This window comes from Pantoea sp. GL120224-02 (assembly GCF_900215395.1).
In the GTDB taxonomy this organism is placed as follows: Bacteria; Pseudomonadota; Gammaproteobacteria; order Enterobacterales; family Enterobacteriaceae; genus Pantoea; species Pantoea communis.
In genome coordinates this window covers 932,446-945,634 of sequence record NZ_OBEC01000001.1, presented here as the reverse complement: position 1 = coordinate 945,634, position 13,189 = coordinate 932,446, and the positions used below count along the sequence as shown (strand labels likewise).

General features: G+C 55.4%; 12 protein-coding genes. 9 read left to right on the top strand and 3 right to left on the bottom strand.

Annotated features, from left to right (window positions below; translation table 11 throughout):
- Positions 1-74 precede the first annotated feature (74 nt).
- The 3 genes from CRO33_RS04320 (at position 75) to CRO33_RS04310 (ending at position 2,366) form a co-directional block, all read left to right on the top strand.
- The gene (locus CRO33_RS04320; RefSeq protein ID WP_097117162.1) at positions 75-755 is read left to right on the top strand and encodes a pirin family protein; all 681 of its coding nucleotides are present in this window, start codon (positions 75-77) and stop codon (positions 753-755) included.
- A 439-nt stretch (positions 756-1,194) separates the two neighbouring features.
- A complete protein-coding gene (locus tag CRO33_RS04315; RefSeq protein WP_097117161.1) occupies positions 1,195-1,791 on the top strand; it encodes an NAD(P)H-dependent oxidoreductase in 597 nt (198 codons plus the stop codon).
- Positions 1,788-2,366, top strand: a complete 579-nt coding sequence (locus tag CRO33_RS04310; RefSeq protein WP_097117160.1) for a TetR/AcrR family transcriptional regulator — start codon at positions 1,788-1,790, stop codon at positions 2,364-2,366. Before CRO33_RS04315 ends, CRO33_RS04310 begins: the two co-directional genes overlap by 4 nt.
- Here CRO33_RS04310 and CRO33_RS04305 read toward each other — a convergent pair.
- The 3 genes from CRO33_RS04305 to CRO33_RS04295 all read right to left on the bottom strand — a co-directional run bounded on the left by CRO33_RS04305 (position 2,359) and on the right by CRO33_RS04295 (position 6,109).
- Complete coding sequence (locus CRO33_RS04305) at positions 2,359-3,375, bottom strand: lipoate--protein ligase A (protein ID WP_058959936.1); 1,017 nt, start codon at positions 3,373-3,375, stop codon at positions 2,359-2,361. The two genes, CRO33_RS04310 and CRO33_RS04305, sit on opposite strands and share 8 nt — an antisense overlap.
- Positions 3,376-3,629: 254 nt before the next feature.
- Complete coding sequence (gene tkt, locus CRO33_RS04300; protein ID WP_097117159.1) at positions 3,630-5,621, bottom strand: transketolase; 1,992 nt, start codon at positions 5,619-5,621, stop codon at positions 3,630-3,632.
- A 29-nt stretch (positions 5,622-5,650) separates the two neighbouring features.
- Positions 5,651-6,109, bottom strand: coding sequence for an RpiB/LacA/LacB family sugar-phosphate isomerase (locus CRO33_RS04295; RefSeq protein WP_039328632.1), 459 nt, complete (start codon positions 6,107-6,109; stop codon positions 5,651-5,653).
- A 443-nt stretch (positions 6,110-6,552) separates the two neighbouring features.
- On the opposite strand from CRO33_RS04295, the gene CRO33_RS04290 reads away from it, so the two are divergent.
- The 6 genes from CRO33_RS04290 (at position 6,553) to CRO33_RS04265 (ending at position 13,155) form a co-directional block, all read left to right on the top strand.
- Positions 6,553-7,887, top strand: a complete 1,335-nt coding sequence (locus tag CRO33_RS04290; RefSeq protein ID WP_034823583.1) for an MFS transporter — start codon at positions 6,553-6,555, stop codon at positions 7,885-7,887.
- Between the two features lies 1 nt (position 7,888).
- Entirely contained in the window at positions 7,889-9,634 is a 1,746-nt protein-coding gene (locus tag CRO33_RS04285) for a dihydroxyacetone kinase family protein (protein WP_097117158.1), read from the top strand.
- Positions 9,635-9,636: 2 nt separating this feature from the next.
- Entirely contained in the window at positions 9,637-10,410 is a 774-nt protein-coding gene (locus CRO33_RS04280) for a triose-phosphate isomerase family protein (protein ID WP_097117157.1), read from the top strand.
- On the top strand, positions 10,410-11,228 hold the full coding sequence (locus tag CRO33_RS04275; RefSeq protein ID WP_097117156.1) for a sugar phosphate isomerase/epimerase family protein: 819 nt from the start codon (positions 10,410-10,412) through the stop codon (positions 11,226-11,228). The genes CRO33_RS04280 and CRO33_RS04275 overlap by 1 nt, the downstream gene beginning before the upstream one ends.
- Complete coding sequence (locus tag CRO33_RS04270) at positions 11,225-12,082, top strand: phosphogluconate dehydrogenase C-terminal domain-containing protein (protein ID WP_034823572.1); 858 nt, start codon at positions 11,225-11,227, stop codon at positions 12,080-12,082. Before CRO33_RS04275 ends, CRO33_RS04270 begins: the two co-directional genes overlap by 4 nt.
- A 107-nt stretch (positions 12,083-12,189) precedes the next feature.
- Positions 12,190-13,155 (top strand): sugar-binding transcriptional regulator, encoded by a 966-nt coding sequence (locus CRO33_RS04265; protein ID WP_097117155.1) that lies wholly within the window; start codon positions 12,190-12,192, stop codon positions 13,153-13,155.
- Positions 13,156-13,189 lie beyond the last annotated feature (34 nt).

Sequence of the window (13,189 nt, the reverse complement as noted above, 5' to 3'; positions counted from 1 at the left end):
GCAAATTGAACACCTGTTCAGGGATTTTCTTGTCGCTATCATGATGAGCATAGCCACATTTTGAGGAGCAAATTATGAACGTAATGCGTGCCCAGCGTGACCAACTGTTTGAATACGGTCCCTTTACCATCCGCCGGCAACGGCCTGGCGAGGCTTTTGGCCCGCTGACGATTATTGATCAGATGTCGTTGAAAATGGATGCGCGTATTCCGATGCACAGCCGTCAGGACGAAGAGATTTTCAGCTACGTCTGGCGTGGTTCGGCGCAGCACCTTGCTGAAAATGGCGACAAAACCGCGCTGAATGCCAAACGCGCCATGGTGGTGAGTGCAGGAAGTGGCGTGCGTTATGAAGAGTCTGCGCCTTTTGTTGAAACCGAGATGTTGCAGGCTTATATCCGTCCGGCCAAAAGCGGCGGTGCACCACGCACCCTGGATTTTACTCGCGCTGATGGGGTGCCGCTCAACGCCTGGACATTGCTGGCGGGACCCGAAACTAGCGACGCACCGCTGCCGTTGGGTCAGGAGGTGTTCATTTATGATCTGAAAGTGGAGCGGGGCGCACAGGTTGAGGTGCCACACCTTGCTGGTTACTCAACATGGCTGACCTTGCTGGATGGCATTGTGACTGTTGGCGAGGAGCGGCTGTTGCAGGGGGATTCTATCAGCGAGCAGGGCGCATTGCCTGCAGTCCAAGGCGAGCGTGACGCGACAGTGATTGCTTTTTTTGTGAGTGACGGTGTCACGTTTATGTGAGTGTTGGCTGCCATTGTTAAATCAATGGCAGCTTTTTGTGTGCGGTGGTGCGGGCCGTAGCACCTCTGCTGCTGCCGGGCAGTCCTCGCGCCGCTGACGCGGTACCCTCGGCTTCCACGTCGTGCCGACGGAACGTTCAGGGATCGACCATCCCTGGTCGGCCCCGAACTGATCCACGCATCCCTGCGTGGATCTCCTGGCCCAACGTAAAAGCCTCAGCGCTGCGGATAGCCCTTGCAGCATCAGAGGCGCTACCGCCATTCATATGGTGCCCGTTTAGACGAAACCCACAGTGGCTCCAGATTGCGTCATCACCTGAGCACCCACCATTCCCACCAAACGGTATTACACACTGAACTCACACAGCAAACGAACAATTGACAACCTACCACCAGTAAGTTACCAATAGTAGGTCAATCATTGTCGGAGGTTAACCCCCATGCACACGCTTATCGTTACGGCCCATCCAGACCACCATTCACACACCCATGCTGTGGTTGAACAGCTGGTTAAAGGCATTTCAGCGAGCGGCCAACACAGTGTTGAAATCGCCGATTTAGCGGCTGAGCACTTTGATCCACGCTTCAATCAGGCGGATGTCGAACAGTTCAAATCGGGAACCCCTTCGCCTCAGGATGTATTGGCCGAACAGCAGCGTCTGAATCGTGCCGATGCGCTGGTATTGGTGTATCCAATTTACTGGTGGTCTTTCCCGGCACAGTTAAAAGGGTGGATTGACCGCGTGTTTACTCAGGGCTGGGCGTATGACGACACCGGCGAAAAGGTCATCAAAAAGTTGGGGCATCTGCAGGTGCATCTGCTGGCACTGGGTGCGGCCAATACGCGCACTTACCTGCGTCGTGGCTATTTCAGCAGTATGCGCAATCAGATCGATGAGGGAATATTTGGTTATTGCGGCGCGCCGGTAGTCACCAGCGAACTGTTGTTGCCTTCCGATGAGGGTTATCCTGATGCGCATTACGCGCTTGCCCGGCAACTGGGGCAGCGACTTTTTACTGTAAAGGAATCTGCATGAACTCACCAACGCGCCAGCGTATGACCTTTGACGCCCGACGCGAGCAGCTGATGAACACAGCGTGGAATCTGGTGCGAGAGCAGGGCAGCGATGCCCTTACTCTTGGGCGAGTGGCCATTGAAGCGGGTGTCAGCAAGCCTGTGGTGTATGAGCATTTTGGCACTCGCCACGGTTTGCTCGCTGCGCTGTATGAGGACTTCGATGTGCGGCAAAACGCTGTCATTGACGCGGCGATGGCAAAAGCGGGAGACGATCTGGCAGAACGCGCCAGCACGGTAGCCGCTTGTTACGTGAACTGTGTACTGACACAAGGGCGCGAAATTCCCGATGTGCTGTCAGCACTCAATAGCTCGCCAGAACTGGCTGAAGTGAAGCGCAAATACCAACTCGATTTCATGGCGAAGTTACGTCTGTGGTTTGCTGAGGCGAAGCTGCCGCAATCCAGCCTGTGGGGTTTACTGGGCGCGGCAGACGCCCTCTCAAACGCTGTAGTGTGTGGCGATATCCGGCAGCTGGATGGCGTAAAGGAACTGCAGGGACTCATTGAGGCGCTGGTGCAGCGCCACCTTATCTGATGCTGTTCACCAGCCAGTTTGTTAGTTCGGTGAGTTCCTTCTGCTGTTCCGGAAACGCCGCAATCAGTTTCTGCATTTCAGCCTGCAGTGACTCCGGTCGATACGCCACACCGTGCAACTGCATCGCCAGCGTTTCTAGCGGTGCGGGATTGAGGCTATCGGTGAAAATTTGACTGCGGGTAATGGTGCCACGCTCAACGTCAAAGTGAATCTCAACGCCACCCCAGACAAAACGTTCCTGCAGCAGATGTGAGAAATCAGGCGCCTGACCAAAATTCCACTCCCAGCTGCTCTGGCGGGCGAACTGCGCCTTAAAGCCGGGAAGGTCAGGCAGGGCTTCCGGTGAAATAAACTCGGGCTCGCAGGTTTCATGGTAATGCGCGAAGTAAGCCGCAATCACCTCACGACGGATGTCTGCAAACCGGATATCAGGAATAAAATCCGCGATGTTCGCCACGCGGGAACGCACCGAGGTGATCCCTTTGGCCTGAAGCTTTTTGATGTCCGGGTTGAGGTAATCGGCAAGGCGCGACAGATCGGCGCTCATCAGGAAAGTGCCGTGGTGAAAACCGCGATCCGGCGTTTCACGATAGGCGGAACCGGAAATCTTACGCATATCGCCATTCACATTGACCACGATGTCATTGCGACCGGAGGCTTCGGCGCGCATACCCAGCTTCTCAAGCGCCTGCAAAATAATCGCCGTCGAGACGGTTTTGTCATACTCCGGTTTACCGGCCATAAAGGTGAAACAGGCGTTGCCCAAATCATGAAACACCGCACCGCCGCCGCTGCTGCGTCGCGCCAGTTTGATGCCATCTTCCGCCATCCGACGCGTGTTGCACTCTTTCCACGGGTTTTGCGCGCGGCCAATCACCACCGTTTCAGCGTTCTGCCATAAGAACAATACGCGCTGCGTGGTAGGCATCTGACGGAATATGCACTCTTCCACCGCGAGGTTAAACCAGGGATCGTGTGAATCAGAGATCAGCAAACGTAAGGTGGACATGTTTCCTCCAGTTCCGTGAGAAAAGGGCAAGCGGAGGACAGAATACGCTGATTCGGATGCAAAGATAAGCGGAGTGATTTTCGTGTTGAGTCAGGTACGCATCCTGCAACCAGAGGACGCCATTGATGATGTCACGTCGAGCGAAAAATCGATGCTGTGTTGAAATGGCTGAAAAAGGGCGGCATTCCTGCCGCCCCCTGGGTGCATCTCACATCTTATGTAGCCAGGCGCACGCCATTTCTGGCGTTGACCATTTACAGAATCGATTTCGCCGTTTGAACCACGTTTTCCACGGTGAAACCAAACTCTTTGAACAGCAGCTCCGCTGGCGCGGATTCGCCGAAAGTGGTCATGCCGACAATCGCGCCGTGCAGACCGGTGTACTTGAACCAGTAATCGGCGATACCGGCTTCGATCGCCACACGCGCGGCCACCGCTTTAGGGAGCACAGATTCACGGTAAGCCGCGTCCTGCTTGTCGAAGGCGTCGGTTGAAGGCATCGAAACTACGCGCACCTTACGGCCCTCGCCCGTCAATTGCTCATACGCAGCAACCGCCAGCTCCACTTCTGAACCGGTGGCGATGAGGATCAGCTCTGGATCCCCTTCACTGTCTTTCAACACATAACCGCCGCGCACCACGTTAGCCAACTGCTCAGCGGTACGATCTTGCTGCGCCAGATTCTGACGCGAGAAGATTAAGGCAGTAGGGCCGTTGACGCGCTCAATCGCGTATTTCCATGCCACCGCAGACTCAACCTGATCACACGGACGCCATAAGCTCATGTTTGGCGTCACGCGCAGGCTTGCCATCTGCTCGACCGGCTGGTGGGTGGGGCCATCTTCGCCTAAGCCGATGGAGTCATGGGTGTAGACCATGATCTGACGCACTTTCATCAACGCCGCCATACGTGCCGCATTGCGCGCGTACTCGACAAACATCAGGAAGGTGGCGGTGTAAGGCAGGAAACCACCGTGCAGCGCGATACCGTTGGCGATCGCGGTCATACCGAATTCACGCACGCCGTAATGAATGTAATTCCCCGCGGGATCTTCATTGATCGGCTTAGAACCCGACCACATCGTCAGGTTGCTGGGTGCCAGGTCAGCAGAACCCCCAAGGTATTCCGGCAGAATCTTGCCGAAGGCTTCAATCGCATTTTGCGACGCTTTACGGCTGGCAATTTTCGCCGGATTGGCCTGCAGCTGCTCGATAAACTGTTGCGACTCAGTTTCCCAGTTATCCGGCAACGCATCTTTGATACGACGGTTAAACTCCGCCGCCAGTTCCGGGTAAGCCTCGGCATAAGCCGCGACTTTTGCCTCCCACGCGGACTCTTTCGCCTGGCCGGCCTCTTTCGCATCCCACTGCGCATAAAGTTCTGAAGGGACTTCGAACGGCGCGTGGTGCCAGCCCAGCTGTTGACGAGTCTGTGCAATTTCGTCGTCGCCCAGTGGTGCGCCATGCACATCGTGGGTACCGGCTTTGTTCGGTGAGCCAAAACCGATCACGGTTTTGCACATCAGCAGAGAAGGCTTGTCCGAGACCGCTTTGGCTGCTTCAACCGCTTTCTTAATCGCGTCGCCGTCATGACCGTCTACGTCACGCACCACGTGCCAGCCGTACGCTTCGAAACGGGCGGCGGTATCGTCGGTGAACCAGCCATCAACGTGACCATCAATAGAGATGCCGTTGTCATCATAGAAGGCCACCAGTTTCCCCAGCTTCAGCGTCCCGGCGATGGAGCAGACTTCGTGCGAAATGCCCTCCATCATGCAGCCGTCGCCCATAAACACATAGGTATGGTGATCAACGATGTCGTGGCCAGGACGGTTAAACTGCGCCGCCAGCGTACGTTCGGCAATCGCGAAGCCGACGGCATTGGCGATCCCCTGACCCAGCGGGCCGGTGGTGGTTTCAACGCCTGGCGTATAACCGTATTCCGGATGACCCGGCGTTTTTGAATGCAGTTGACGGAAATTCTTCAGTTCGCTGAGTGGCAGATCATAACCGCTCAGGTGCAGCAGGCTGTAAATCAGCATCGAACCGTGGCCATTCGACAGGACGAAGCGGTCGCGGTTAGCCCACTTAGGATTGTTTGGATTGTGCTGTAAAAAATCGAGCCACAAAACTTCGGCGATGTCCGCCATGCCCATAGGGGCACCCGGATGACCTGACTTGGCTTGTTGTACGCCATCCATGCTTAAAGCACGGATGGCGTTGGCTCTTTCCCGGCGTGTTGACATAAGGTTCTCCAGAGGTAAGAAGTCGGTGATTATTTAGTATGTGAAACTTGTTCGTAGTAACCGATCTTCTCGACTTTGGCGGTGGAGCCACCACCTTCAAACTCTGAGGCCAGCCAGGCATTGACGATGTTCTTCGCCAGTTCTGGACCGATAACGCGTGCGCCCATGGTCATGATCTGAGCATTGTTGCTTTTACGGGCACGTTCAGCAGAGAAGGTGTCATGGCACTGTGCCGCACGCACGCCTTCCACTTTGTTGGCCACGATTGCCACGCCGATACCGGTGCCGCACAGCAGGATGCCGCGCTCAAATTCATTCTTCTGGATAGCGGTTGCCAGCGCAAATGCCACATCCGGGTACATCGGACGGTCATTTTGTGCGTCATTGGTGTAGTCCGTCACTTGAAAGTCTTTCTCTTCAAGCAGTTTTTTAATGATGTTTTTCAATTCGATAGCCGCATCATCGGCGCCAATTGCGATAGTTTTCATCGTCATTCTCCAGCAGGGTTTAGTTCTGACGCCTGAACGTTTGTTATGCAGGCGAGAAGATGTTCATCGATAGCCTGCCACAAATCCAATCATATGTTCAATGGTTGTTCATGTGTCTTACGTGCTGATTTAGTGATGCAAAGCGCGAAGGGTGCTGATACCGCGCGGATTGCGCTGCATTTCTCCGTATTTTTCCGATTCAGGGCCAAAATCAAATCTCATGAGCAGGCTCACATTTTCAATCATTGCAGTTGAGAGATGTACATTTATACGTGTAGTGTTCATTTGTTCGCATAACGATACCAATGTACAAGAAGACCCCTTGAGGACTCGAACATGTGTCATTTACACCGTACCTCTCAGTACACCTGCAGCCAGCGCTCATTTCGCGTCTGGTCAACACCAAACAACAGTTTTAACCACGCACGTCACGGAGGTGCGTTATGAGTCAGCAAAACATGACGGCGGTTGAGAAATCCGCTATCAGCAAAATCTCCTGGCGTCTGGTGCCTTTCGTGGCACTGATGTTCTTTATTAACTTCCTTGACCGCACCGCAATTTCTTTTGCTGGCCCAAATGGCATGACGCAGGACCTCGGTCTGACAGGTGTGCAGTTTGGTCTGGCATCCGGCATCTTCTTTATCGGTTATATCCTGCTGGAAGTGCCGAGCAACCTGGCGTTGCATAAGTTCGGCGCACGTCGCTGGCTGGCACGCATCATGATCAGCTGGGGTATCGTCTCGCTGCTGTTCACCTGGGTGAGCAGTGTCGAAGGCCTGTATACGCTGCGCCTGCTGCTGGGTATTGCTGAAGCGGGCTTCTTCCCGGGTGCGATTCTTTATCTGAGCATGTGGGTACCGGGACGTCATCGCAGCAAAATCCTGTCCTTGTTCTATCTGGCACAGCCGCTGACCGTCGTATTCGGTGCGCCCCTGGCGGCAGGTTTGATTGAGCAACACGGTCTGTTCGGTCTGGATGGCTGGCGCGTAATGTTCCTGGGTGTTTCCATCCCAGCGATTCTGATCGGTATTGTGGCGCTGTTCTGGCTGGTGGATTCACCGCGTCAGGCGAAATGGTTAACCGCAGATGAGAAGACCTGGCTGACCAACGAGCTGGAAGCGGAGCATCAACAGAAGCAGGGCCATAAGAAACATAGCCTGCGCTCCGTCATGGGCAACGGCCGTGTGTGGACGCTGTGCCTGATCTACTTCGGCTTTATCTATGGCCTGTATGCGCTGGCCTTCTTCCTGCCAACCATTATCGGCGGCTTCCAGCAGCAGTTCGGCACTACCTTTAACGTGATGCAGAAGGGATTGATCACCGGCGTGCCATACCTGATTGCTGCCGTGGTGATGTACTTCTGGTCAAAAGATGCCACCCGTCGTGGTTGCAAAACCTGGCACATCGCGATTCCAGCGCTGGCCGGTGGTATCAGCGTGCCATTGGCGCTGTATATGGATTCACCGTTCACCACCATCATGGTGATCGCGATTACTGCCAGTTCCATCTTTGCTGCCTTGCCTAACTTCTGGACACTGCCAACGCAGTTCCTGACCGGCGCGTCAGCCGCAGCGGCTATCGCACTTATCAACACCTTAGGAAACGTGGCGGGCTTCTCCGCGGGCTACATCACTGGCGCACTGCACGACGCCACCAACAGCTATGTGTTACCGATGTTCGTGGTCGGTGGCTTCATGCTGCTGTCAGCCGTCCTTATGCTGTTATTGAATCGCCAGCGCCCGCAGTCTCAGCCGACCTCTATCGCACAGGAGCACTAAAATGACGTACCTGTTTAACCAACCTTCAGCCTTTGCTGCTGAACTCATTGAAGGCTTTGTCGCCGCCAACGCCGATAAAGTTCGTCAGGTCACCGGTGGTGTGGTGCGCAGCACGCGCAGCCAACCCAATACGGTTGCGGTGATTGTGGGCGGCGGTTCCGGTCATTATCCGGCCTTCGCCGGGTTGGTTGGACAAGGTCTGGCACACGGCGCAGCCATGGGGAACCTGTTTGCTTCGCCGTCTGCTCAGCAGATCTACAACGTGGCAAGAGCGGCACATAACGGCGCGGGCGTATTGCTGATGTTCGGAAACTATGCGGGCGATGTACTGCACTTCGGCCAGGCTTGCGAACGTCTGCGTGCCGAAGGTATTGCCTGTGAAATTCTGGCGGTAACGGACGATATTTCCAGCGCCAGTAAAGACGAACGGGTGAAGCGCCGTGGTGTGGCCGGCGATTTGTGTGTGTTTAAAGCAGCGTGTGCAGCGGCGGAAGCGGGCGATAATTTAGCCTCCGTACTTAAGAAGTCGCAGCATGCTAACGATCGTACGCGGACTTTCGGTGTGGCATTTGGCGGATGTACCTTGCCGGGTGCCACGCATCCTTTATTTGAAGTCGAGAAAGGGCGCATGGCGCTCGGTCTGGGCATCCACGGTGAGCCGGGTATCAGTGAGACTGATGTGCCCAGTGCCGATGAGTTGGCCGAGTTGTTTGTTGAACGTCTGCTATGCGAAGTACCTGCCGACGTCAAACAGATTGAAGGTCATCGCGTGGCGGTGATCCTCAACGGTTTGGGTTCAGTGAAGTATGAAGAGTTATTCGTGGTGTATCGCCGCGTGGCACAACTGCTGGACGCTGCAGGACTTAAAGTGGTTCAGCCCGATGTCGGTGAGTTTGTTACCAGCTTCAACATGGCGGGCGCATCGCTGACGCTGATGTGGTTGGACGATGAGCTGGAGACACTGTGGTGTGCGCCGGCAAATGCACCAGCCTATCGCAAAGGAAGCGTGCTGATCGCGGAACCGCTAAGTGCGGAAGAGCGTGAAGAGAGCACGGAAGAAGCATTGCCGCAGGCTTCAGCTGAGTCCCAGCAGAGCGCACAGCGCGTGTTACATATCCTGGAATCAGTGGCAGATTTGTTACAGCGTAACGCGAAAAAATTAGGTGATATCGATGCAGTGGCCGGTGACGGTGACCACGGTATCGGTATGGAACGTGGCGTGCTGGGCGCGGTGGAGAAGGCGCGTGAAGTGGCTGCGCGTGGTGCAGGTGCCGGCAGCCTGTTGTGCCGTGCTGCGGATGCCTGGGCCGATAAAGCTGGCGGCACATCGGGTGCACTATGGGGTGTGGCATTAACTGCGCTGGGGACGGCCATTGGCGATCAGCAGTCACCCAATGCGCAACGCGTTGCAACCGGCGTACGCGAAGCCAAAGAGGGCATTATGCACTTTGGCAAAGCGAAGGTGGGCGATAAAACCATGGTCGATGTGTTGGCGCCGTTTAGCGACAGCCTTAACGCTGCAGTCGCAGAGGGTGCTTCACTGACCGATGCCTGGTTGGCGGCGGCGCAGGTAGCCGATAAGGCCGCACAAGACACCGCTCAGCTGGTGCCGAAAATGGGTCGTGCGCGTCCGCTAGCCGAAAAAAGTGTCGGTACGCCAGATGCGGGAGCCATTTCACTGGCGATGATCGTCAATACCGTTGGCGATCTGCTAAAAGAACATAAAGCCTCTCAGCAAGGAGCGTAATGATGTCTCAGCCCAAAATCTGGCTCGGCGTCAGCCTGAAAATGTATTTCGGTTACCAGCAGACACTGGACTGGTGCCGCAAAGTCGCCGGATTGGCTCAGTTGCCGGCGGTGAAAAACGGTGATGTCGGGTTGTTTGTACTGCCCGCTTATCCGGCTATTCCCGCTGTGGCTGACATTTTTGCAAAAACACCGGTGCGCTATGGCGGCCAGGATGTTTGCCAGGCTGAGAACGGCGCCTGGACCGGTGAGGTCAGCGCCAGCATGTTGCAGGAGCTCGGTTGCTCACTGGCCGAAATCGGTCACGCTGAACGTCGTCGCCACTTTCATGAAGATAAAGCGCAGATTGCTGCCAAAGTGGCTATGTCGCTGCGACACGGGTTAACGCCGGTATTGTGCATCGGCGAAGAACAGCAGGCTGAGCCGGAGCAGGCCATCGCGCTATGCGAGCTGCAGCTGGCGGAAGCATTGGCTGATGCAGTGCAACAAGGTCTAAAAGGCGAGGTGTTCTTTGCCTATGAGCCGCAGTGGGCGATTGGTGCACCACAACCTGCACCGGATAGCTATATCCGCGCAGTGTGTTCGGGCCTGCAACAGTTGAAAACGCCGGAGGGTATCACCTTAAAAATCATTTATGGCGGCAGCGCTGGGCCGGGGCTGATTCAGCGTCTGGGGACTGACGTTCATGGTCTGTTCCTGGGCCGTTTTGCCCACGACCCGAATGCACTGGCGCAAATCATTGAAGAGGCCAGCGTGCTGGCGAAGGAGATCCGTTAATGAGCCGTATCGGACTCAGTACTTATGCCTTTTTCTGGCGCATGTCCAGCAAAGTGCCCAACCCGCTATCGCTGGAGCAGATGCTGCAGCAGACCGCCGAGATGGATGTCTCGGTATTCCAGATTTGTGATTATCCGGCGATTGAAAGCTGGTCTGATGCGCAGTTGCAGGACCTTCGCCAATTGGCCGACAAGCTGGGCATCACCCTGGAGTTAGGCACACGTGGCTTAGGCACTGCGCATCTGCGTCGATATCTGCATATGGCGAACATTCTTGATGCGCATGTGGTGCGCTCCATGTTCTACACCGCCGATCACCGTCCGTCACTGGATGAAGCGGCAGAGTTGATTGGTGCGGTGTTGCCTGATTTCGCCCGTCAGCAGGTGCGTCTGTGCCTGGAGACGTATGAGCAGGTCAACAGCGGCGCGATGATGTCGGTGATCAATAAGTTTCTTTCGCCGTGGTTATGCGTGTGTCTCGATCCCGCTAACTGCGTAGCAGGACTGGAATTGCCTGAACAGGTGATCGCCAATACGGCGGCGCGCGTCGGCAACCTGCACATTAAAGATTTTGCCTTTACGCGTCGTGATGGCTGGGTCGGCTTTACCTATGCTGGTTGCCTGATGGGCGAAGGCCTGCTGGACTATGACCGGATGATCGCCAGCGTGCGTCCGGCAGAAAGAGAGATTAATCAAATCGTTGAACACTGGTTGCCGTGGCAGGACGATGCCGTGCTGACCTGCGAGCGCGAAGCCGAATGGACGCGCCGCACCGTTGAATTCTTACGTAGTAAACAAGATCAGGAGTTATACCAATGAGCAATGCATTGAAAACCATCACCGTAATTGGCGCAGGCGGCAAAATGGGTATGCGCATTTCTGCCAACTTCCAGAAAAGCGATTACCAGGTGTTTTACGTTGAGAACTCACCGAAGGCGCAGGAACAAGTCACGGCGCAAGGCCGTGAGTTGTCTGATGCCGCTTCCGTTGTGCCGGTCAGTGACGTGGTAATTCTGGCGGTACCGGATATCGTTCTGGGCAAAGTGTCTGAGGGCGTGGTGCCACAGATGAAGGCCGGTGCGATTCTGCTGACGCTGGACCCGGCTGCGGCTTACGCAAACCTGATTGCCCATCGTGACGGCATCGAATATGCGGTGGCGCACCCTTGCCATCCTTCCGTGTTCCTGGAGCGCTACACCAAAGAAGAGCACGCGGATGCCTTCGGTGGCATCGCGGCGGTACAGCATGTGGCGGCTTCGTATGAAACCGGCTCAGATGCGCAGAAAGCCGAACTGAGCAAAGTCATTAGCGTGATGTACGGTCCGGTAGAGGAAGTGCATTGGGTAACGGTGACGCAGCTGGCCTATCTGGAGCCAACGCTGGTGGAAACCGTAGCCTGCATGGTGGGCGCTTTCATGAAAGAAGCGCTGGATGAGACCGTCAAGCACAGCGGCGTGCCGGAAGAAGCGGCCAAAGCGATGCTGTATGGCCATATTCAGATCGCACTGGCCGTGGCCTTCCGCGCCACCAACCCGTTCTCTGATGCCTGTATGATCGCCATGGAATACGGTCGCGAGAAGATTGTGAAGCCAGACTGGAAGCAGATCTTCGATCAGAAAGAGCTGGATATCGTGATTGCCCGCATGCTGAAAATCGACGCCATTAAACGTTAAGCGTGATGCAACCTGCGACTCGCCTCGCTGCTGTCTGGCGAAGCGAGTCGTATCAATGATATAACTCCCTCCTTAAATCAGGTGTCACGATACAAGACAGGTAACGGATGGAAAAAAACACGCTTTCTCAGGACTCCGAGCTGCTGACAGAAATTGCGGTGGCCTATTATCAGGACGAAATCACCCAGGAGGAGATTGCGCGTAAGTTTGGGATATCCCGCATTAAAGTTGGCCGACTGCTCAAACGTGCGCGTGAAGAGGGCATCGTCGAAATTAATGTGCGCTACCATCCGGTGTTCAGTACGCGCCTTGAACAACAGCTGCAAAGCCGTTTCCCCCAACTACAACGCGCGCTCATTGCACTGGATTCGCCGGACGATGAAGAACAGCGTCGTCAGGTAGCGGCGTTAGTCTCAGCCCATCTGGCACAATCATTAAAAGACAATGCGATTGTCGCTGTCGGGCAAGGGCGCAACGTCGCCGCTGTCGCCGATTACCCCGGCCAGGTGCCGACACGTAACTGCCTGTTTATCAGCGGCATTGGTGGGACTCATCGTCCCGGTGATGCGATTAACGCCGATCATATCAGCCGTCGACTCGCCAAGAAATTTGGCGGTACCAGTGAAACCCTGTACGCCCCCGCCTATGTCGAGAACCGTGCGCTGCGCGATGCCTTTATGCAGAACGGCACCATCAAAGAGACGCTCGATCGCGCACGTAAGGCCGATGTGGCGCTGGTGGGCATCGGTGATATGAATGAAAACAGCTATATGGTGAAACTCGGCTGGTTTACGCCGCATGAGATCATCGATGCGCATGTGAATCAGGGCGTCACCGGGGATGTTGCGGGTTATGACTTCTTCAATGCCCAGGGACAGCATGTGGATACGGTGATGAATGACCGGGTGATTGGTCTTAGCATCGAGGAATTACGTAAAATACCCTGCGTGATTGCCATTGCCTCCGAGAATACCAAAGCGATGGCACTACTCGGCGCACTGCGTACCGGGGCGATCGACATTGTGGCGACCACGGCGCAAAATATTCGGACGATTTTGAGTATGTCGCAGTAAATCCTATTCCGTGGCTAAGCCATGCTGCATGGCT

Bases quoted from the DNA above. Each gene is read 5' to 3' on its own strand.
- CRO33_RS04290 (WP_034823583.1), top strand. From the start codon at position 6,553: ATGAGTCAGCAAAACATGACGGCGGTTGAGAAATCCGCTATCAGCAAA.
- CRO33_RS04280 (WP_097117157.1), top strand. From the start codon at position 9,637: ATGTCTCAGCCCAAAATCTGGCTCGGCGTCAGCCTGAAAATGTATTTC.
- tkt (WP_097117159.1), bottom strand. From the start codon at position 5,621: ATGTCAACACGCCGGGAAAGAGCCAACGCCATCCGTGCTTTAAGCATG.
- CRO33_RS04320 (WP_097117162.1), top strand. From the start codon at position 75: ATGAACGTAATGCGTGCCCAGCGTGACCAACTGTTTGAATACGGTCCC.
- CRO33_RS04305 (WP_058959936.1), bottom strand. From the start codon at position 3,375: ATGTCCACCTTACGTTTGCTGATCTCTGATTCACACGATCCCTGGTTT.
- CRO33_RS04315 (WP_097117161.1), top strand. From the start codon at position 1,195: ATGCACACGCTTATCGTTACGGCCCATCCAGACCACCATTCACACACC.
- CRO33_RS04270 (WP_034823572.1), top strand. From the start codon at position 11,225: ATGAGCAATGCATTGAAAACCATCACCGTAATTGGCGCAGGCGGCAAA.
- CRO33_RS04265 (WP_097117155.1), top strand. From the start codon at position 12,190: ATGGAAAAAAACACGCTTTCTCAGGACTCCGAGCTGCTGACAGAAATT.
- CRO33_RS04310 (WP_097117160.1), top strand. From the start codon at position 1,788: ATGAACTCACCAACGCGCCAGCGTATGACCTTTGACGCCCGACGCGAG.
- CRO33_RS04295 (WP_039328632.1), bottom strand. From the start codon at position 6,109: ATGAAAACTATCGCAATTGGCGCCGATGATGCGGCTATCGAATTGAAA.
- CRO33_RS04285 (WP_097117158.1), top strand. From the start codon at position 7,889: ATGACGTACCTGTTTAACCAACCTTCAGCCTTTGCTGCTGAACTCATT.
- CRO33_RS04275 (WP_097117156.1), top strand. From the start codon at position 10,410: ATGAGCCGTATCGGACTCAGTACTTATGCCTTTTTCTGGCGCATGTCC.